The 17,281-nt window shown below is 59.9% G+C and carries 22 protein-coding genes; 10 read left to right on the top strand and 12 right to left on the bottom strand.

Annotated features, from left to right (window positions below; translation table 11 throughout):
- Positions 1 to 64: 64 nt before the first annotated feature.
- The 7 genes from GDN47_RS12585 (at position 65) to GDN47_RS12615 (ending at position 4,310) form a co-directional block, all read left to right on the top strand.
- Positions 65 to 484, top strand: coding sequence for an NUDIX hydrolase (locus tag GDN47_RS12585; protein WP_069616156.1), 420 nt, complete (start codon positions 65 to 67; stop codon positions 482 to 484).
- A 94-nt stretch (positions 485 to 578) separates the two neighbouring features.
- The gene (locus GDN47_RS12590) at positions 579 to 1,013 is read left to right on the top strand and encodes a TIGR02301 family protein (protein ID WP_113329145.1); all 435 of its coding nucleotides are present in this window, start codon (positions 579 to 581) and stop codon (positions 1,011 to 1,013) included.
- Positions 1,014 to 1,117: 104 nt separating this feature from the next.
- Complete coding sequence (locus GDN47_RS12595; RefSeq protein WP_068385602.1) at positions 1,118 to 1,375, top strand: hypothetical protein; 258 nt, start codon at positions 1,118 to 1,120, stop codon at positions 1,373 to 1,375.
- Between the two features lie 16 nt (positions 1,376 to 1,391).
- Positions 1,392 to 2,150 carry a hypothetical protein gene (locus GDN47_RS12600; protein WP_113329112.1) on the top strand — a complete coding sequence of 253 codons (759 nt, stop codon included), beginning with the start codon at positions 1,392 to 1,394 and terminating at the stop codon, positions 2,148 to 2,150.
- A 176-nt stretch (positions 2,151 to 2,326) separates the two neighbouring features.
- Complete coding sequence (ygfZ, locus tag GDN47_RS12605; RefSeq protein WP_152093488.1) at positions 2,327 to 3,166, top strand: CAF17-like 4Fe-4S cluster assembly/insertion protein YgfZ; 840 nt, start codon at positions 2,327 to 2,329, stop codon at positions 3,164 to 3,166.
- Positions 3,163 to 3,780: a YfbR-like 5'-deoxynucleotidase gene (locus GDN47_RS12610; RefSeq protein WP_145631699.1), complete on the top strand. Its 618-nt coding sequence runs from the start codon at positions 3,163 to 3,165 to the stop codon at positions 3,778 to 3,780. The genes ygfZ and GDN47_RS12610 overlap by 4 nt, the downstream gene beginning before the upstream one ends.
- Complete coding sequence (locus GDN47_RS12615) at positions 3,777 to 4,310, top strand: tyrosine phosphatase family protein (RefSeq protein WP_145631700.1); 534 nt, start codon at positions 3,777 to 3,779, stop codon at positions 4,308 to 4,310. The genes GDN47_RS12610 and GDN47_RS12615 overlap by 4 nt, the downstream gene beginning before the upstream one ends.
- A 57-nt stretch (positions 4,311 to 4,367) precedes the next feature.
- Here the strand turns inward: GDN47_RS12615 and GDN47_RS12620 are convergent, their stop codons facing one another.
- The 3 genes from GDN47_RS12620 to GDN47_RS12630 form a co-directional block, all read right to left on the bottom strand.
- Positions 4,368 to 5,000, bottom strand: coding sequence for an EF-hand domain-containing protein (locus GDN47_RS12620; protein ID WP_233789902.1), 633 nt, complete (start codon positions 4,998 to 5,000; stop codon positions 4,368 to 4,370).
- A gap of 271 nt (positions 5,001 to 5,271) precedes the next feature.
- Positions 5,272 to 5,784, bottom strand: coding sequence for a superoxide dismutase family protein (locus GDN47_RS12625; protein ID WP_113329117.1), 513 nt, complete (start codon positions 5,782 to 5,784; stop codon positions 5,272 to 5,274).
- A 148-nt stretch (positions 5,785 to 5,932) separates the two neighbouring features.
- The gene (locus GDN47_RS12630) at positions 5,933 to 6,271 is read right to left on the bottom strand and encodes a hypothetical protein (RefSeq protein ID WP_113329118.1); all 339 of its coding nucleotides are present in this window, start codon (positions 6,269 to 6,271) and stop codon (positions 5,933 to 5,935) included.
- Between the two features lie 294 nt (positions 6,272 to 6,565).
- Here GDN47_RS12630 and GDN47_RS12635 point away from each other — a divergent pair, with 294 nt between their 5' ends.
- From GDN47_RS12635 to GDN47_RS12645, 3 genes are all read left to right on the top strand, one after another.
- On the top strand, positions 6,566 to 9,325 hold the full coding sequence (locus tag GDN47_RS12635) for a DUF2339 domain-containing protein (RefSeq protein ID WP_152093865.1): 2,760 nt from the start codon (positions 6,566 to 6,568) through the stop codon (positions 9,323 to 9,325).
- 70 nt (positions 9,326 to 9,395) lie between these two features.
- On the top strand, positions 9,396 to 10,049 hold the full coding sequence (locus GDN47_RS12640; RefSeq protein WP_371865499.1) for an HD domain-containing protein: 654 nt from the start codon (positions 9,396 to 9,398) through the stop codon (positions 10,047 to 10,049).
- A 9-nt stretch (positions 10,050 to 10,058) separates the two neighbouring features.
- Entirely contained in the window at positions 10,059 to 10,907 is an 849-nt protein-coding gene (locus GDN47_RS12645; RefSeq protein ID WP_152093490.1) for an MOSC domain-containing protein, read from the top strand.
- A 30-nt stretch (positions 10,908 to 10,937) separates the two neighbouring features.
- Here GDN47_RS12645 and recO read toward each other — a convergent pair whose 3' ends face one another.
- The 9 genes from recO to GDN47_RS12690 all read right to left on the bottom strand — a co-directional run bounded on the left by recO (position 10,938) and on the right by GDN47_RS12690 (position 17,261).
- Complete coding sequence (gene recO, locus GDN47_RS12650; RefSeq protein WP_152093491.1) at positions 10,938 to 11,717, bottom strand: DNA repair protein RecO; 780 nt, start codon at positions 11,715 to 11,717, stop codon at positions 10,938 to 10,940.
- A gap of 58 nt (positions 11,718 to 11,775) precedes the next feature.
- Complete coding sequence (locus GDN47_RS12655; protein ID WP_229002074.1) at positions 11,776 to 12,258, bottom strand: response regulator; 483 nt, start codon at positions 12,256 to 12,258, stop codon at positions 11,776 to 11,778.
- A 219-nt stretch (positions 12,259 to 12,477) separates the two neighbouring features.
- The gene (locus GDN47_RS12660) at positions 12,478 to 13,233 is read right to left on the bottom strand and encodes a Crp/Fnr family transcriptional regulator (protein WP_113329121.1); all 756 of its coding nucleotides are present in this window, start codon (positions 13,231 to 13,233) and stop codon (positions 12,478 to 12,480) included.
- 84 nt (positions 13,234 to 13,317) lie between these two features.
- Positions 13,318 to 14,262 (bottom strand): GTPase Era, encoded by a 945-nt coding sequence (gene era / locus GDN47_RS12665; protein WP_113329122.1) that lies wholly within the window; start codon positions 14,260 to 14,262, stop codon positions 13,318 to 13,320.
- A gap of 19 nt (positions 14,263 to 14,281) precedes the next feature.
- Positions 14,282 to 15,001, bottom strand: coding sequence for a ribonuclease III (rnc, locus tag GDN47_RS12670; protein WP_113351662.1), 720 nt, complete (start codon positions 14,999 to 15,001; stop codon positions 14,282 to 14,284).
- Entirely contained in the window at positions 14,998 to 15,744 is a 747-nt protein-coding gene (lepB, locus tag GDN47_RS12675) for a signal peptidase I (protein ID WP_113329124.1), read from the bottom strand. The genes rnc and lepB overlap by 4 nt, the downstream gene beginning before the upstream one ends.
- Positions 15,745 to 15,858: 114 nt before the next feature.
- On the bottom strand, positions 15,859 to 16,263 hold the full coding sequence (gene acpS, locus GDN47_RS12680; RefSeq protein ID WP_015339297.1) for a holo-ACP synthase: 405 nt from the start codon (positions 16,261 to 16,263) through the stop codon (positions 15,859 to 15,861).
- Between the two features lie 39 nt (positions 16,264 to 16,302).
- A complete protein-coding gene (locus GDN47_RS12685; RefSeq protein WP_069616144.1) occupies positions 16,303 to 16,890 on the bottom strand; it encodes a DUF2062 domain-containing protein in 588 nt (195 codons plus the stop codon).
- Between the two features lie 221 nt (positions 16,891 to 17,111).
- Positions 17,112 to 17,261, bottom strand: coding sequence for a DUF3563 family protein (locus tag GDN47_RS12690; protein ID WP_015339295.1), 150 nt, complete (start codon positions 17,259 to 17,261; stop codon positions 17,112 to 17,114).
- Positions 17,262 to 17,281 lie beyond the last annotated feature (20 nt).

Raw genomic sequence — 17,281 nt, forward strand, 5'->3', positions numbered from 1 at the left:
GAAATGGGCCGCAGATGGCTCCTTGCCATCGCGCATCGATCTTCATCCGAATGCAAAGTGATCCATGACTTCCAACCCTCGCCCTGCCTCCTCCGCCATTCTCGAACGCAACGGTCGCTTCCTGCTTGTCTTGCGCAGCAATCCGCCGTCCGCCGATATGTATGCCTTTCCGGGAGGGCGGGCCGAAGACGGAGAGACACCGGCCGACGCGGCGCTGCGCGAGTTCAAGGAGGAGACAGGCATATCTGCGCGCAATCCCCGCCTGTTCGAGACTTACGACCTGCGCTCCCACGCGGCGGACGGAACGCTGACGAGCCACTTCCTGCTCTCGGTCTTTCTTGTGGATGCCGATGAGGATGCGGTCGCCGAAGCAGCCGACGATGCGGCCGCCATTGGCTGGTACACGCTGGAGGAGGTGCGCACCCTGCCCGTTCCCGCCAGTGTGCTCGAATGCGTGGAACGACTTGCTGCAGAAAACGCATAGCTCGGCGCCGAAATTAACGATGCTGAGCAATATCGGCGTGGAAACCGCCCCTCGCGCCTTGTTCCCGTCATGCTTGTCCGGTCAACATGGTTACATGATTCATAACAGCCTTGGCCGACCGCTTCTGATCTGCATCGCGCTTGCCGCAGCCCTTCCCGCTGCCGCACAGCCAGCAGCAAGCGCGCCACCGGCACAGGCTGCCGATAATGCGAATGCCGAGCAGCCTGCGCCATATGACGAGCAGCTTTCCCGGCTCTCCGAAATTCTCGGTTCGATCGACTATCTGCGCAATCTATGTAGCCCGACGCAGGAAGACGGATGGCGCGGCGACATGCAGCACTTGCTCGACACGGAGACCAAGAGCGAGCCGAAACGAAAGGAAAGGCTCACTGCCGCTTTCAACCGTGGATATCGGTCCTTTGCATCGGTTTACACGAATTGCACGCCGCAAGCCCGCGTCGCGGAAGAGCGATACCGTAACGAAGGTGCAACACTGGCGACAGAAATCACCGCACGCTTTGGAAATTGACGATTTATTAACCTCTTTTCATAGCGAGCCGTGTCGTTTTGGGAAAAGGCTGATAGAGTTATTAAGCAAGTGGTAAGGACATGAACGTCTCGAGGAAAGAAACAATGGAAACCAGCCTGAACGAAATCGACGACATGATCGTTCATGAAAAGATGCAGGCAGCGCTGGAATACCAGAATGAAGCTTGGGCCGACGGCATGGCAGATGGCATCGAGCCCGAAATCATCGCCGACGCCGCCATCGCCCACGCGATTCGCGAGACGATCCGGAATCAAGGGGAACAGGGCGCCGAAGCCTTGCTCGAATCGCTGCGTGAACGCATGCTCGCTGGCGAGTTCTCTCCGAACCGTACCCTGCAATAACACTCAGAGATTGCTAATGCGTATCTTTCCAGGCAATGCGGTCACCTGTTCCATTGCCTCGTTCGCTGCCGTAACCCTGCTTTTGGGCAGCACCGCCTTGCCGCTACCGGCCAATGCCTTTTCCCAGCTCAACCCGCCGGCTTCCCAGGCGAAAGACGCAGCACAGTCCACTCCCAAAGAGAACGAGAAGCCGATCGAGCAGGCGCTGGAAGCGCCTGCCAATAACGCGCTGCCAATGCCCGATCCGCTGATCAACAAGCAGGCAAGCCAGAGCAGCGGCGATGCTTCGAGCACAAACAAGTCAGTCGAATTCCTCTACGATATCGACAGGGCGCCGGAGCCGGTAAAGAAGCTGCGTGCGGCGATCGTCGAGGCTGCCGCTTCCGGTGATCTCGAGCGCCTGCGCCCGCTGATGAATGTCGGCGGCGGGCTCAAGCAGACGCAGGTCACCGCCGACGACCCCGGCGAAGATCCGATCAAGACCCTGCATGATCTTTCAGGCGATCCCGACGGCATCGAGATCCTGTCCATCCTCCTCGACATCATGTCGACCGGCTTTGCCCATGTCGGCCAGGGAACCCCTGATGAGGTCTATGTCTGGCCCTATTTCGCCGAGAAGGACATCAAGACACTCTCCACGCCGGAGAAGGTCGATCTGATGCGTATCGTGACGGCCGGCGACTATGCCGACATGCAGGAATTCGGCGGCTATAATTTTTATCGCGTCGGCATCACGCCGGACGGCCGCTGGAAATTCTTCACCTCGGGCGAATGATGCGGCCGGGGAACTTGCGGTTCCCCGTCGAAGGCCCTACCTCTGCGTGATGAAGCATGTCGCGCAAAAGTGCGCAGCGGTTTTGCGACAACGACATGCGCAAGAACAAAGACCTGAAGCGCAGGAAGCGACCTGAAAGATCGCGACGTGCTTTAGGCCAAATCAGCGGAACCATCATGCCAGCCGTATTCCTCAGAGAGCGCTCCTTCATCCGCATTGCCGGCGCGGAGGCGGAGACGTTCCTGCACAATCTCATCACCACCGATCTCGTCTCGCTCGGCACCGACGAGGCGCGCCCAGGCGGGCTGCTGACGCCGCAGGGCAAGATCCTGTTCGACTTCATGATCTGGCGGGACGGCCCTGGCTTTCTGCTCGAAACGGACACGGCGCAGCGGGAGAGCCTGCTCAAGCGGCTCACCATGTATCGCCTGCGAGCCAAGGTCGATTTCGTCACGGAGGAGATGCAGGGCGTCACCGTCGCATGGGGAGATGTCACAGCTGGCGGTCCCAAGGACAGCCGCTTCGCGAGGGCGGGAATTGTGCTGACCCGGACGCCCGGCGAGCACGGCGGCGATCCCGAGACACTTTATGACGCCCTGCGTATCGACAACGGCATCGCCGTTTCCGGCCGCGATTTCGCATTGCAGGACGCGTTCCCGCATGACGTGCTGATGGATCTGAATGGCGGACTGGGCTTCCGCAAGGGCTGCTATATCGGCCAGGAAGTGGTTTCCCGCATGCACCATCGCGGAACGGCGCGCAGGCGTGTCGTCATCGTCAACGGCAGCGCCGAATTGCCGCCCTCCGGCACGGAATTGACTGTTGGCGGCAAGCCGATCGGAACGCTCGGCTCGACCGCCGGCAATATGGGCCTAGCCATCGTCCGCATAGACCGGGCTGGCGAAGCCATTGCCGAAGAGGTTCCGATAAAGGCTGGTGAGGTTGACGTCATCGTGTCACTTCCGATCTGGTCCGGCCTCTCCTTCCCCACCCGCGCCGACGAGGCGTCGGCATGACATCGGCGACGACCGCGCGCGCCTGGCAGCGCATGTTATCCGGGCGCAGGCTCGACCTTCTCGATCCCTCGCCGCTCGACGTCGAGATCAGCGACATTGCGCATGGGCTTGCCCGTGTCGCGCGTTGGAATGGACAGACCTCCGGCGACCATGCCTTTTCGGTGGCGCAACACAGCCTTGTCGTCGAGGCGATCTTTCGCCATCTCAATCCGGCAACGCCCGACGAATTGCTTGCCGCCTTGCTGCATGACGCACCGGAATATGTGATCGGCGACATGATCTCGCCGTTCAAGTCCGTCGTCGGCGGCGATTACAAGGTCGTGGAGAAGCGGCTCGAGGCGGCAATCTACCGGCGCTTCGCCCTGCCCCCGCATTGCGCGCCAAAGCTCAAGGAAAAGATCAAGAAGGCCGATACGATCTCGGCCTATTTCGAGGCGACGCTGCTTGCCGGCTTCACGCCCGATGAAGCCCGCAAATTCTTCGGCCAGCCGCGCGACATCACGCGCGAGATGCTGCCGATCGACCCCATGCCGGCAATCGAGGCACAACGGCTGTTCCTCAAGCGCTTCGAGGTGATCGAGGCGGAGCGTGCCGCCATGAGGGTCGGCGCGTGACAGCAATCATCGTATCGCCGCTTGCGCGCATCGCCGAAATGGCCGTTCGCCATGGCGCGCGCGAAATGATCAGCCTGATGGCCAAGGAGCAGAATTTTCACCGTCCCGCCGTCATCAAGGCGGATCGGCATCTGCTGCTCAATATGAACGACATCAGCTTTGCCGGAACCGGCGATCTCGTCGCCCCGCAGGAGACGCATGTTCGCGCCATCATCGATTTCGCTACCGGTTGGGATCGAGGCGCACCTTTGCTCATCCATTGCTGGATGGGTATTTCACGCTCGCCGGCGGCGGCACTGATTGCAGCTTTGGCCGTTCACCCGGAGGAGAACGACCTTGTGCTGGTCCGCCGCCTGCGCGCGAGCTCGCCATTCGTCACGCCGAATGCCCGGCTCGTTGCCATCGGCGACGACATGCTTGGACGCCGGGGGCGGCTGGTTGCTGCAGTCAAAGAGATCGGCCGTGGCGCAGATACTGACGGCAACGCACCTTTCATGCTGCCCTTGGCCGACTCGAGCACCGGCGCTTAAAAAGCGGAGACCGCGTTTCGCAATCTCCGCTCGCCTCACAGCAATGAACCACGGCGATCACGCGGCGACGACATCCGTTTGATCCGGGTCGTACTGACCATAAGTATTCTGGTAAAGCGACGACGGATCCTGCATGTCGTTCAACAAGACATCCAGCGCCTGATCCTTGGCAAGTGTCGCGTCATCCGTTGAACTGCTGCCGCTCGTATCGGGCTCCAGCGACAGCATATCGGCGGCTGAGACATCCGACGATTTCAGGGCATCGAGACCCTCGGCGAATTGATCCTTGGTCAGGGAGCCGGCGTTTTGCGTATCCAGGCTATTGAACAGGTTTTCAGCATCGCTCTCGCTCATATCCTTCGGACGGCCAGCGACGAACTCGTCCTGCGAGACTTTGCCGTCCTTGTCGGTGTCCAGGCTGGCAAACAGCTGGTCCATGGGCGATTCGCCGGAAGAGCCGTCGGCCGACGCGGAACCGCTTGACTGGCTGTTCTGCTGCATCTGTAACAGCATCGAGGCCAGATTGCCGGAAAAGACATCCGTCGCGCTGGGATCGCTGCTGCTGTTGCTGTCCTCATCGTTGAGCATGCTCGCCGACAGAAGGCCGGACTGCGCCGCCTCCTCCAGCTCCTGAGCATCCACGACGCCGTCCTGATTCTTATCCAGGGGACTGTACGAGGCAGCCGTCATGCTGCTTCCAATTGAAGAAACCCCGCTCATCCAAATCTCCTACGGCAAATGCCATCGCGTGTTTGATAGACCCCGGCACGCTTAATCATCTGCAGATAGGATAGGTCTGTTTGCCCTGCCGGTTGAAGATTGGTGTTAATTCACCATTAACCATAATTGACAGACACCGAATCATATCGCCGGTGGGCGCCTACGCAGCGGAAACAACCGCTGCTTGGCATCCGCCGCTTCAGCGGCGCGAATCATCTTCGCTTGCTTACGGACCCGCTTCCTATTGGATGACGGCACATGCCAGGCGCTTGCCGGCGCCGCCGACGGGCTGACTGCGGTAATCATCCGAATCGGCATGGATCATCAGCGTGCGGCCGCGGATGCCGTTTTTCCCGTTCAGCGATACCATGCCATTGAAGACCTGGGCACGCAGTTTGCCATCCTGATCGACATACTGGTTGGGCATATCGCCGGCATGCGGACCGTTGGCGGCCAGAAAGCCGTGTTCCGCCTTGGTTGGGTTGAAATGACCACCAGCGGACTCGAAGCCGTGCGCATGGTCGCAACGGCTATTTTCATGGATGTGGAAGGCGACCCAGCGATTGGCCGGCATGCCGGACACTTCCATCTCGATCAGCACGCCCTTTTTGCCCTCGGTCAAGGTCGCCCGACCGGCTTGTTTACCGTCGAGGCCGACGAAATCAGCAGTGGCGGTGTTTTGATTTTGGGTTTGCGCTGCCGCGGGCGCGGCTGCGGCAAGGGCAAGAATTGCAACGATCGTCATCCGCTTCATGGAACACCCTCCCTGTTCTGCGTGGCAATTGCCCAACGCGTGGCAGGCACGAGGGTTCCGGCGAATGGAAAAAAATGACCCTAATCAAAATGATAAGGCGACTTGCCGGCATTACGGCAGGTCGCCTTGCATCGGACGAAAGTGCTTGTCAGGCCGCTATGCTGTCGACGTCATACTGGCCGTATGTGCTGTTATATGCATCCATCGGCGACAGCAGATCCAGGTCGAAATCGACATTGGATTCCGGTGACTTGGCCGTGGAAGCGATATCGGCGCTCGGCAATTGCATGAGCTTGGCAATGAAGCCGCTCAGTGCACCATTCGAACCATTGGCAGTAGCGTCGGTATTACTGGCCTCGAGAATGCCGGGGCGCTCGTCCACCGCGCGTTCCTCTTGGCTCAAAAGACCATCGCCGTTCGAATCGAGGCGCGAAAGCGTGCCACGATATGGGTAGGAGCTGTTGGATACGGAAGAAACATGGGACATACAAACCTCCTAAGGTAGGAGCCGCCTCATGCGACGTCGTTTGTACGCAATACATTCAGAGTTAGACTATGAGCCGTTATTAAGCTGCTTCGCGCTGCCGGTAAAGACAAATTGTTAATGAGTATTAACCATAGTTCCCAAGCGGTAAATCTGAATTTCCTAATGTTCCCTTTGCGATCCGTTATAAGGTAGTCCGGCATAATCCACTGGAATCATAGGGGAATCTTACTATCTAATCTTACCCGGCGAGCGGTTTCGTATATGCTACGGCGGATCGCCCATGGAGAAGACATGATGGAATTGTTACCGCTCGTCATCCTGGTCGTCGGTATCCTGGTACTGCGAGGCCACAACCTAAGGATAAGACAGCTGGAAGCGCGCGTTCAGGAGCTGCAAAATGCTCTCGCGGGCAAGGTGCTGACAGCGGAAACGGGCGAATCGATTCCTGCGACGGATTCGATGGCTCTTGCTGCTGGACAGCCTGTCGAAGAAGAGCCGAAAGCGGTGATCGAAGACACCTCCGCGCCCGATACCGAGCAACCGGCCCTCGCCGCAAACAATGTCGCGGATGTGGTCGAGGAAAAGACCGCCCCTCTTGCCACCCATACATCCGTGCAGACGAAGGAAAGCCTGGAGAGCACGATCGGTGCACGCTGGGCCGTCTGGGTCGGCGGCATCGCGCTGGCGCTCGGCGGCGTCTTCATGGTCAAATATTCGATCGAGAGCGGTCTTCTCAGCCCCAGCGTCCGGCTTGTTCTTGCGGCGCTCTTCGGTCTCGTCCTGATTGCCGCCGGTGAAGTGATCCGCCGCCGCGCCGCACCGGTTCTGAACAATGCCTTCCAGAATGCGATGATCCCTGGCGTCTTGACGGCGGCTGGCGTCGTTGCCCTGTTCGGCGCGACCTATGCCGCGCATGCCATTTACGAATTCATCGGCCCCACGACCGCCTTCATTCTTCTCGCACTAATCTCGCTCGCCACGCTCGGACTATCGCTATTGCATGGGCAGGCGCTTGCCGGCCTTGGTCTGCTGGCATCAATGGCAACCCCTGCCCTGATCGCATCGACTGCGCCACGCCCTTGGACACTCTTCAGCTATCTCGTTCTGACCTGGCTTGCGACCCTATTGGCATCCCGCCTGCGCCGCTGGCTGATCGCGCCATCCCTAGCAAATGGGTTGCTGAGCCTCTGGCCTCTGCTCTACATCACCTTCAGCCCCGCCGTCGATCTGACGCCGGTTACGCTTGCTATGCTTGCGATGATCGGCGGCACCATCTTCCTCTGGCCGGGGCGCTATCCGATCTCCGAGGCAGCAAAGGAAGACAGCGCAACGGCGCCCGCCGATGATGTGCCTCAGCAATTGAGTGCCGGCATGGGATGGGCGGCGTTTCTCGCCCGTCCGCCGCTCGGCACGACGCTGACGGCAGCGATTGGCGCGCTTACGGTATCGCTCTGCATCGTCAGCTACAGCCTTCGATATGGATATCCCATTGTCGACGCCACATTCATGTTTGCGGCGATCGTTGCGGCGGTAGCGGCCTTCGGTGCCGGTCGCCTGCATGCAGCCTGGGCAACGATCCTGTCGGCGCTTGTCGCCGTCATCGGCGCGTCCGGCATTCTGGCCAATTGGATCGCCGGAATAGAGTCCACGGGCGCGGATGGAACCGCCAGCCTGCAAAGCACGGTGCTCTATGAAATGCTCGGCCTCGGCGCCCTCTTTGTACTGATCGGCGCCTTTTTCCTCAGGCGCTTCGCCCAGGCGGAGAAACCCTATGCCGCACTTTGGAGCCTCGTCATGGTCGTTACGCCGCTGGCGATCGCGACGATCAGCTTCGCCAACTTCGGCAATTGGACGCTCGACTGGCTGCATGGGCTTTACGGCATCGGACTGGCGCTGGTTCTCGTCGGGCTTGCGGAATGGCAGGATCGCCGTGACGGAGAAGCGTTGAAGCTGCCGACGAATATCCTGGCGGCCGGCTCTTTTGCCGCCGCAGTCTTCGCCCTGCATACGCTTGCGCATCATGCCACCGCGACGATCCTGCTGCCGATTCTCGGCATCGTCTATCTGCTGGCGGGACGTCTGCGCAACTGGCCCGTTCTGCCATGGACCATGGTTGCTGCGCTGGTCATCGCCATGGGGCGCATCGCCTGGCAGCCGACGATCGTCGATCCCTCGGAACTCGGCACGACGCCGGTCTTCAATATGCTGCTTGCCGGCTACGGCATTCCGGCCGCCCTTGCCGTCCTAGCTGCCTTTATCACACGTCTTTCGCCGAGCCAGCGCCTGCGCAATGCCTTACAGGCGCTCGCCTGCTTCCTCGTGCTGCTGACGATCGCTATCCTCGTGCGCCATGCCATGAATGGCGGCGTCCTGAACGATGCGGTTCCGACGCTCGGCGAACAGTCGATCTACACGCTGCTGGCGATCGGTGCCTCGGCGACGCTGATGGCGCTCGATCTCAGCGCCGCAAGCCCTGTCTTCCGCTATGGCGGCATGGCGCTCGGCGTCATTTCGGTCTTCATGATCCTGACCCTGCATCTGCTGGGGCTGAACCCGTTCATGACGGGTGAGAGCACAGGTGGCATCCCGCTCTTCAATCTGCTGCTGCTCGCCTATCTCCTGCCAGCCATCGCTTATGCCGGCCTGGCGCTCTTTGCCCGCAATCGTCGTCCCCTGCCTTATGTCGGCATGCTCGCGGTCGCGGCGGCCGTCATGGCCTTCGCATGGGCGACCCTGTCGGTGCGGCGCTTCTGGCAGGGCGAGTACATTCCCTTCTGGAACGGTTTCATCCAGGGCGAGCTCTATTCCTATTCCGTCGTCTGGCTGCTGATCGGCATCGCGCTTCTCGGGCTCGGGACCCGCCTCGAGGCCCGGAGCCTGCGCATCGCCTCGGCGGTGCTGGTCTTCATCGCCGTCGTGAAGGCCTTCCTGATCGACATGGCGAACCTTGAAGGCTTCCTCCGGGCGCTATCCTTCATCGGCCTCGGCGCTGTCTTGATCGGTATCGGCCTGTTCTACCAGAGAATCCTGACACGCAAGAAAGCGACGGAGTGATTGCGGCGAATCCATTCGCCCGGTAGGAGGAAAGAACCTGCCGACTGATCATCCCGGAGCAAGTGCGACCATGAATACCGACAAGATGGCACGGGCTTTCGCCCCGTTCGAAGCACTGGCTGCGGATCTCATCCCCCACGCCGCGGATGGCGATGACGGTTCGCACGATATTGCCCATATCCTGCGCGTCTTCCGCAATGCCATGGCCATCCAGGCCGAAGAAGGCGGCAATGCCCGTATTCTCGCCGCGGCCGTGCTGCTGCACGATTGCGTTGCAGTCGAAAAAAATTCGCCGCATCGCGCGCAAGCCTCGCGGCTCGCAGCCGAGAAAGCTTCGGGCATTTTGCGGCAGCTCGGCTGGGCGGACGACGATATTGCGGCTGCCGCGCATGCGATCACCACGCATAGTTTCTCCGCCAACCTGCAGCCGGAAACGCTCGAAGCGAAGATCCTGCAGGATGCCGACCGGCTGGATGCCATCGGCATGATCGGTGCGGCACGTTGCTTCTACATTGCAGGCCGTCTCGGTTCCGGCCTTTACGACCCGTTCGATCCGCTTGCGACAGAGCGGCCGCTTGACGACAAGCGCTTCGCCATTGACCATTTCGAGACAAAGCTGTTCAAACTTGCGGATGGATTCCAGACCGAGACGGGGGCCAGGTTTGCCGAAGCGCGGCATGACCGGCTGAAGACCGTGCTGGCAATGTTCATCGACGAAATCTGAGGGCCACCCATGCGCGTCAGCGATCTTTTCATCTATCCCCTCAAGAGCGCCCGCGGCATCGCCATTCCGTCGGCAGCCATCGATGCCTTCGGTCTCGCGGACGACCGCCGCGCCATGCTGGTCGATCCCTCGGGCAACTTCATCACCCAGCGCGAATTGCAGGCACTGGCCCGGATCGATATCCAGCCTGCGCCTTCCTATCTGCGTCTGAAGATGGAGGGCAAGGCTGACATCATCGTGCCGCCGCCACACCCCGACAACCGCATGGATATCATCGTCTGGAAATCAGCCGTCAACGCCTCCGTCGCGGATGAAGAAACCAACAAGGCCCTGTCGGCCTGGCTGGATCGCGAGGTCAGGATGGTGTTCTTCGACAGGCTCGCGAAGCGCATCGCCAACCCGGAATGGGCCGGCGAGGATACGCCTGTTACGTTTTCCGATGGCTACCAGATTCTGGTCACCACCACCGGCTCGCTGAAGGCGCTCAACGCCAATCTTGCCGCGCACGGCGAAGGCGCAGTCGGCATGGAGCGCTTCCGCCCCAACATCGTCATCGATATCGACGAGGAATGGCCGGAGGATCGCTGGGCCGCCATCGAAATCGGCGGCATCCGTCTCGATCTCGTCAAGCCCTGCTCGCGCTGCATCATGACGACGCAGGATCAGCAGACCGGTTCGCGCGACGTGCCGAATCCGATGCCCGCCATGGGCCGTATCCGCATGTCCGCCGACCGGCGCGTGCCCGGCCCGCTCTTCGGCTGGAATGCCGTGCCGCGTGGCGAAGGCGCTGTGAAGATCGGCGATACGGTGACGGTGCTCGAGGAACGGCCCGAAGGCTGGGCACTCAAGCGGCGCTAAAACTGACCCTCTGTGCAGGCCTTTTACTGCTCAGCCTTTGACGACAAGGCCCGGGGATACCATGCCCTCGTTCAGCGAAGCGACGGCAACCGCCTTCAGTGCGGCTTGCATAAAGCCGTCGCGCGCCGCGGCGATCTCTATGCCGCGCGGTTCGTAGACGTGTCGATGCAGAAAGAAGCCAGTGAGACGGAAAGCGGCGGAAAGGCTTTCCCTATCTGCGGCGATCATGGCCCCTGTCGCCAGAAACGGCGGCAATGCCAACATCTTGTCCGCCCAGGGCATGCCGGCTGCCCGGCAGACGGCACGCCCGGACTTCGGCGAAACGAAAGCCAGATCCTCACGCACGCCAGTTGCCGCGCATTCCGTCAAATCGAGGCCGAAACCAAGATCATTCAAGACGGCAAGCTCGAAGCGCACGAAGAGTTCGCCGGCGTCGGCGGGATTCTGCAGGTTTTCAAGGATGACATCGAGGGCATCGTAGAGGTGCGGGTGCGGATCGCGCTCCGGCAGCAGCCGCAGCAAAGCGGCCATCGCCTGCACGCCATAGACAGCGGTCGCTGTCTCCATCAGCCGCGCAGCCCTCAGTGTCACCGGCTCCATGCGAAATTCGCCGAGATGCTCATGCAGTCTTGCCCGCCAGGTGACTTCGACGAGATTGCCGGCCTGCAGCACCGGCTGCATGGCGCGCGAGCGGCCGGATCGTACCAATCCCATATGGCGACCGCGGGTACGCGTCATCACCTCGGCGACGACGCTGGTCTCGCCGAGACGTTTGACGCCCAGAATGATCGCATGGTCCTGCCATTGCATCGGCCGGTTGCCCCGAAAGATTTCTGCGATTCGAGTTTAGGACAAATGACTGCCGCTGTCACATGGCGAGCGGGGAACTGCCGGCCAGCGTCTCGACGAAGAGGCGCATGGATTGCTCGTCGAAAGGCTTGTTCAAAAGCGGCACATGCCGCAGATCTGCCGGAAAATCGAGCGTATCGGAATAGCCGCTGACGAAGCCGAAGGAAATGCCGCGCTCCATCAGCAATCGGGCAAAGCCGAAACTGGTCGACTCCCCAAGGTTCACGTCGAGCATTGCAAAATCATAATGTTCCGAATGAATGGCGTTGACCGCCTGCTCCAGATTCGAAGCAATCTCAATTTGTTGAATTCCGACGAGGTGAAGAATTTCCTCCGCCTCCATGGCAATGATAAGATTATCTTCTAGTATAAGGACGCGCTGAAACGTCATATCAGCGCCATCCTTGCACGTACGCGCCAATTGGCGCACCCCGTAAAAAGTCCCGCATCTATCCCTCCGGCGCCAATCATCGGCCCGTCTTGAATGGATGGCTTTGCCCATCCGTTTTGGCTCAGTCTCTTGTGACATGACTTCGCCTCCAATCCGCTTCGCACTTTTTGCACTGCGGGACTATGGGCTCGTCACCATGCTCCAATCGCTTTTGCCGCCGCGGTTAGTAAAAGGTGAAACTGGTCGAAAAGTGACGATAACAATAATCTATGCTGATACAGTTGTCGTCAGCATTTAAAAAAGACATGTCGTTTGTGCAAAAGGCTGCCCTCAAATGAAGGGGCGCCTGACCGAATCAAGGCCGTCCCAACCAGCGAGCTCAGCAAGGCCTTCGCTGTCCAAAACCTCACAGCCTCGCTCGTTCCAGAGCAGCAGCTTCCGCGCCGCCAACTTTTTCAATGTCTTGTTGGTATGAACCACCGAAAGACCAAGCGTGTCGGCGACGTGCTGCTGCCGGATGGGGATGGTCTTGCTGCCATTGAACAAGCGGAGTGCGCGGGCACGCTGATGCAGATACGCGATCAGATAGGCTGCACGCTCCAGCGCGGAGCGGCGACCTATGCTTAGAAGATGTTCATCCAGTATCCGCTCCTCTCGCGATGCGATCCAGGTCAGATCATAGGCCAGCGAAGGATGGGAATTGTAGAGCGCCATCAATTCCGTGCGCTCGAAGACGCAAAGCGATATCGGCGAAAGCGCCTCCGTCGAGTGCTGCATCTCGCCCATGATCGAACCTTGCAATCCGATGAGGTCGCCGGGCATCACATAGTTCAGAATCTGGCGGCGCCCATCCTCCAGCGTCTTGTAGCGGAAGCCCCAGCCGGAGAGGATGGTGAAAAGGTGGGCGCTATGCGCGCCTTCAAGAAAGATCGTGGCACCGGCGTCGACGAGAAGTTCGCCCTTCTTGAAACCGCTGATGAAATTCAGCTCGTCGCGCTCGAATTCTCGGAAATGCGGCAGGGATCTTAGTGGACATTGCTGGCAGGGCGTGCGTTGTCCATGCACAGTCGCAGCTGCCTTCGTCATGAAATGCTCCCCTCAGTTGCAGCGGCAAAGCGACATGCCCGATAAACCGCTGCAATATAAAGCGCTCAGGGAAGCAAAGTTCCATCAATGCGGGAAATCGAGCCCCATCTCCCGGAAACGCTCGGGATCGTCTCCCCAGTTTTCGCGGACCTTGATGAAGAGGAAGAGGTGCACGGGCTGTTCCAGAATTTCGGAGAGTTCCTTGCGCGACGCGGTCGAGATCGCCTTGATCGTCTCGCCGCCCTTGCCGAGCGCGATCTTCTTCTGGCTCTCCCGCTCGACATAGATCACCTGTTCGATGCGCACCGAGCCATCCTTGCGCTCCTCCCATTTCTCGGTCTCGACATGCGAGGAATAGGGAAGCTCCTGGTGCAGGCGCAGGAACAGCTTTTCCCGGGTAATTTCGGCGGCGAGCTGGCGCATCGGCAGGTCCGAAATCTGATCCTCGGGATAGTACCAGGGGCCTTCCGGCAAGGTCTTTGCTAGATAATCCATCACGTCGTCGCAGCCGGAGCCGTTCTCCGCCGAGATCATGAAGGTCTGCTCGAAGGCGATCTTCTCGTTGGCGGCGGCGGCAAGTGCCAGCAGATCCTCGCGGCGGACGCGGTCGATCTTGTTCAAAACCAGGATCTTCGGCTGGGAAACGTCCTTCAAGCCTTCCAGAATGGCCTCGGCATCGCCGCGCAAGCCGCGCTCGCTGTCGATCAACAGCATGATGAGGTCGGCATCCTTGGCTCCGCCCCAGGCAGACGTCACCATGGCGCGATCCAGCCGGCGGCGCGGCTTGAAGATGCCCGGCGTGTCCATGAAGACGATCTGCGCATTGTTGTGAATGGCAATGCCGCGCACGATGGCGCGCGTCGTCTGCACCTTGTGGCTGACGATCGAAACCTTGGCGCCCACAAGCCGGTTGACCAGCGTCGACTTGCCGGCATTGGTGGGGCCGATAAGGGCGACGAAGCCCGAATGCGTCGGACCGATATGTTCAGCCGCGCCGTCTTCGGCTGAGGTGTCCTGCTGATTGCTCATTTTCACTATTCCCCGGCAGTCACTTCTCAGTCAACTGAGGCTGCCATACACCTTCGCGCTCCAGGATCCGTGTCGCCGCCATCTGTTCGGCCGCACGTTTGGAGCGCTCTATTCCCGTTTCGGGCGCTGTACCCTTGACTTCCACGGTCACCGTGAAGCGCGGATCATGATCCGGTCCGCTGCGATCATCAACCCTATAGACCGGAGTGACGCCAAATTTCGCATGCGCCCATTCCTGCAATTCCGTCTTTGCATCGCGCCTTGCGCCTTCCGGCCGAATAGCCCGGCGCTCCCAGAAACGCAGGATGAACGCGCGGGCGACTTCAAGGCCGCCATCCAGATAAAGCGCGGCAATCAGGCTTTCGACGACATCGGCGCGCACGTTGAGCATGCGCTTGCCCGTGAGCTTCTTCACGTCGGCGCCGGTGCGGATGTAAAGATGCAACTCCATCTCATCGGCAACTTCGGCGCAGGTCTCTGCACTCACCAGCTGGTTGAGACGTACCGAAAGCTCGCCTTCCGTCGCCGCGCCGAAGGTCTTGAAAAGCAATTCTGCAATGCACAGGCCGAGAACACGGTCGCCGAGAAATTCCAGCCGTTCATAGTTGCCCGTCTTGTGCGTCCGCGCGCTGGCATGGGTCAGCGCGCGATCGAGACGCTCCTTTTCGGCGAATTCATGGCCTATAACGACCTCAAGCTTGGCACGATCCGCCTGGGAGAGCGTCTGCGCCTTCGTCATTCGACAACCTTGAAAATACGGTCCCAACGCATGTTGGTCGGCCATTTCCAGACTTCGCGGAACGAGGTGTCGTGGCCCAGCGAGAAGAAGATGATGCTGGCGCGGCCGATCAGGTTCTCGGCAGGGACATAGCCGACATCGAAACGGCTATCGTCGGAATTGTCGCGATTGTCGCCCATCATGAAGTAATGGCCCGGCGGAACGACATATTCCTGGGTGTTGTCGCCACGCGAATTCGGCGAAAGATCCAGCGTGTCATAGACCTTGCCGGTATCAGGCAGGCGCTCGCTGTAGACGGCGATGTGGTCGCCCGGCTCCTGGCTGTAATCCGACGAGAAAGTGCCGTGCGGCTCGCGCGGAACGGCCTGACCGTTGATGTAGAGGATATCGTTCTTCACCTGTATGCGGTCGCCCGGCAGACCGATCACGCGCTTGATGTAGTCGACATCCGGATTCGGCGGGAAACGGAAAACCACGACGTCGCCACGCTTCGGCTCGCTGGCCAGGATGCGGCCGCTGAACAGATCCGGCGAGAACGGCATCGAATACTTGGAATAGCCGTAGGCAAACTTGTTGACGAAGATGTAATCGCCGACAAGAAGCGTCGGCATCATTGAGCCTGACGGGATGGTGAATGGCTGAAAGAGAAACGTGCGGATGATCATGGCCAGGACGAGCGCCTGTACGATGACCTTGATGTTCTCCCACAGGGCGTTCTGCTGTTTTACGGCTTTCTCGGACACGCAGTCTTATTCCTTTTTCGCACCCCACCGGCGCACTTGCATTCAGGCACTGTCTACTCGCTTCACATCATCGCGGCAATGGCGCGGTTGCCAAAAGCGACATACAGTCGTGATTCAGGCATCCATCGGCAGCGCTTCGATGATCACAAAAGCCTGAGCAAGAGGAAAATCATCCGTTATAGTCAAATGAATGGCGGCGCGATGATTTGGTGGCAGCATGGCCGCCACTCTTTCGGCGGCACCGCCGGTCAATTGCATCGTCGGCTTACCGCTTGGCAGATTGACGACCCCCATGTCGCGCCAGAAAACACCCTGCGCCAACCCCGTGCCCAAAGCCTTGGAGCAGGCTTCCTTGGCAGCAAAACGCTTGGCATAGGAGGCCGCCTTGTTCTTGCGGCGCTCGGACTTGGCGCGCTCAATATCGGTAAAGCAGCGCTCGGTGAACCGGGCGCCGAAACGTTCGATCGTCTTCTCGACCCGGCGGATGTCGATAAGGTCGCTGCCTATGCCGATAATCATGGGAAGGCCCTCCTGGCGGCCCGGACACGGTCAGGCACGTCAGACGCTCGATGCGTTTTCGGCGAGCGCGAGCCGCTCGCGCGCACGTTCCATCAGACGCTCCTTGCGGCGCGTCTTGAAGGTCTTCACACCATAATAGGTAAGCGCATAGACGATCACACCCGTCACGATGGCGGGCGGAATGCCGCCGATCAGCATCGGCTTCAAAACCGGGTCCCAGATTTGCGTGAGATCGCCCTTGTGCCACAGCGCCGGCAGATCGATGCTGCCGCCCTGGCCGCCACTGTCACGCGCCAGGATCAGATGACCGATTTCCCAGGTCAAAGCCCAGATGAAGGGGTAGGTAATCGGATTGCCGGCAGCCAGACAGCCGAGCGCGGAGGCAATGACATTGCCACCGACGAGATAGGCTATGATGATCGCCATGACGAAATGCACACCGATGAACGGCGTCCAGGACACGACAATGCCCGCCGCAAAGCCGGCCGCAACCGAATGCGGCGAGGCGGCGAGGCGAACGAGGCGCTTACCGAAATATTGGAACGAACGGACGAAACCCTTGCGGGGCCAAAGGTGTTCCCGCAGTTTTTCCTTGAATGTCAGTGGTTTTCGGCGACGAAACAGCATGCGGCTTATCTAGTGCAATGGAGGCCGTCGTGACAAGAGCGGCCGAACGTATCATGCACTGATTAAGAACCGAAAGTGCGGCTCTTTTTGGGAACATCCTCTGCGCGGCGCGCAGAAAATGGACGTTCTCTTCATTTGCAGGAAGCAATCCCGCAAGATCGGGATGCTCCAAGGGCGCAACAACGACGCGCCCCTTCTGGTCTTTCAAGTATTAACAGCGATTAACGCGTGCGGAACAGACCGCGGTCGACCTGACGCTGACGATACTCAAGGTCAAAACGGTCATGCGAACCATTCAGGTAAGCCATTTCGCGTTCTTCAACACTCGGAACACGCAGGGCACGGGCGATTTTCTTGATCGGGCTAAACATTGTCTTCTCTCATCTCAGTT

The sequence above is a fragment of the Martinezella dioscoreae genome (assembly GCF_009176305.1).
GTDB lineage: Bacteria > Pseudomonadota > Alphaproteobacteria > Rhizobiales > Rhizobiaceae > Rhizobium > Rhizobium dioscoreae.

What these genes read in the sequence shown, in the direction of transcription:
- GDN47_RS12585 (WP_069616156.1), top strand. Translation starts at nt 65, where the DNA reads ATGACTTCCAACCCTCGCCCTGCCTCCTCCGCCATTCTCGAACGCAAC.
- GDN47_RS12590 (WP_113329145.1), top strand. Translation starts at nt 579, where the DNA reads ATGATTCATAACAGCCTTGGCCGACCGCTTCTGATCTGCATCGCGCTT.
- GDN47_RS12595 (WP_068385602.1), top strand. Translation starts at nt 1,118, where the DNA reads ATGGAAACCAGCCTGAACGAAATCGACGACATGATCGTTCATGAAAAG.
- GDN47_RS12600 (WP_113329112.1), top strand. Translation starts at nt 1,392, where the DNA reads ATGCGTATCTTTCCAGGCAATGCGGTCACCTGTTCCATTGCCTCGTTC.
- ygfZ (WP_152093488.1), top strand. Translation starts at nt 2,327, where the DNA reads ATGCCAGCCGTATTCCTCAGAGAGCGCTCCTTCATCCGCATTGCCGGC.
- GDN47_RS12610 (WP_145631699.1), top strand. Translation starts at nt 3,163, where the DNA reads ATGACATCGGCGACGACCGCGCGCGCCTGGCAGCGCATGTTATCCGGG.
- GDN47_RS12620 (WP_233789902.1), bottom strand. Translation starts at nt 5,000, where the DNA reads ATGACGGCTGCCTCGTACAGTCCCCTGGATAAGAATCAGGACGGCGTC.
- GDN47_RS12625 (WP_113329117.1), bottom strand. Translation starts at nt 5,784, where the DNA reads ATGAAGCGGATGACGATCGTTGCAATTCTTGCCCTTGCCGCAGCCGCG.
- GDN47_RS12630 (WP_113329118.1), bottom strand. Translation starts at nt 6,271, where the DNA reads ATGTCCCATGTTTCTTCCGTATCCAACAGCTCCTACCCATATCGTGGC.
- GDN47_RS12635 (WP_152093865.1), top strand. Translation starts at nt 6,566, where the DNA reads ATGGAATTGTTACCGCTCGTCATCCTGGTCGTCGGTATCCTGGTACTG.
- GDN47_RS12640 (WP_371865499.1), top strand. Translation starts at nt 9,396, where the DNA reads ATGAATACCGACAAGATGGCACGGGCTTTCGCCCCGTTCGAAGCACTG.
- GDN47_RS12645 (WP_152093490.1), top strand. Translation starts at nt 10,059, where the DNA reads ATGCGCGTCAGCGATCTTTTCATCTATCCCCTCAAGAGCGCCCGCGGC.
- recO (WP_152093491.1), bottom strand. Translation starts at nt 11,717, where the DNA reads ATGCAATGGCAGGACCATGCGATCATTCTGGGCGTCAAACGTCTCGGC.
- GDN47_RS12655 (WP_229002074.1), bottom strand. Translation starts at nt 12,258, where the DNA reads ATGGGCAAAGCCATCCATTCAAGACGGGCCGATGATTGGCGCCGGAGG.
- GDN47_RS12660 (WP_113329121.1), bottom strand. Translation starts at nt 13,233, where the DNA reads ATGACGAAGGCAGCTGCGACTGTGCATGGACAACGCACGCCCTGCCAG.
- era (WP_113329122.1), bottom strand. Translation starts at nt 14,262, where the DNA reads ATGAGCAATCAGCAGGACACCTCAGCCGAAGACGGCGCGGCTGAACAT.
- rnc (WP_113351662.1), bottom strand. Translation starts at nt 15,001, where the DNA reads ATGACGAAGGCGCAGACGCTCTCCCAGGCGGATCGTGCCAAGCTTGAG.
- acpS (WP_015339297.1), bottom strand. Translation starts at nt 16,263, where the DNA reads ATGATTATCGGCATAGGCAGCGACCTTATCGACATCCGCCGGGTCGAG.
- GDN47_RS12685 (WP_069616144.1), bottom strand. Translation starts at nt 16,890, where the DNA reads ATGCTGTTTCGTCGCCGAAAACCACTGACATTCAAGGAAAAACTGCGG.
- GDN47_RS12690 (WP_015339295.1), bottom strand. Translation starts at nt 17,261, where the DNA reads ATGTTTAGCCCGATCAAGAAAATCGCCCGTGCCCTGCGTGTTCCGAGT.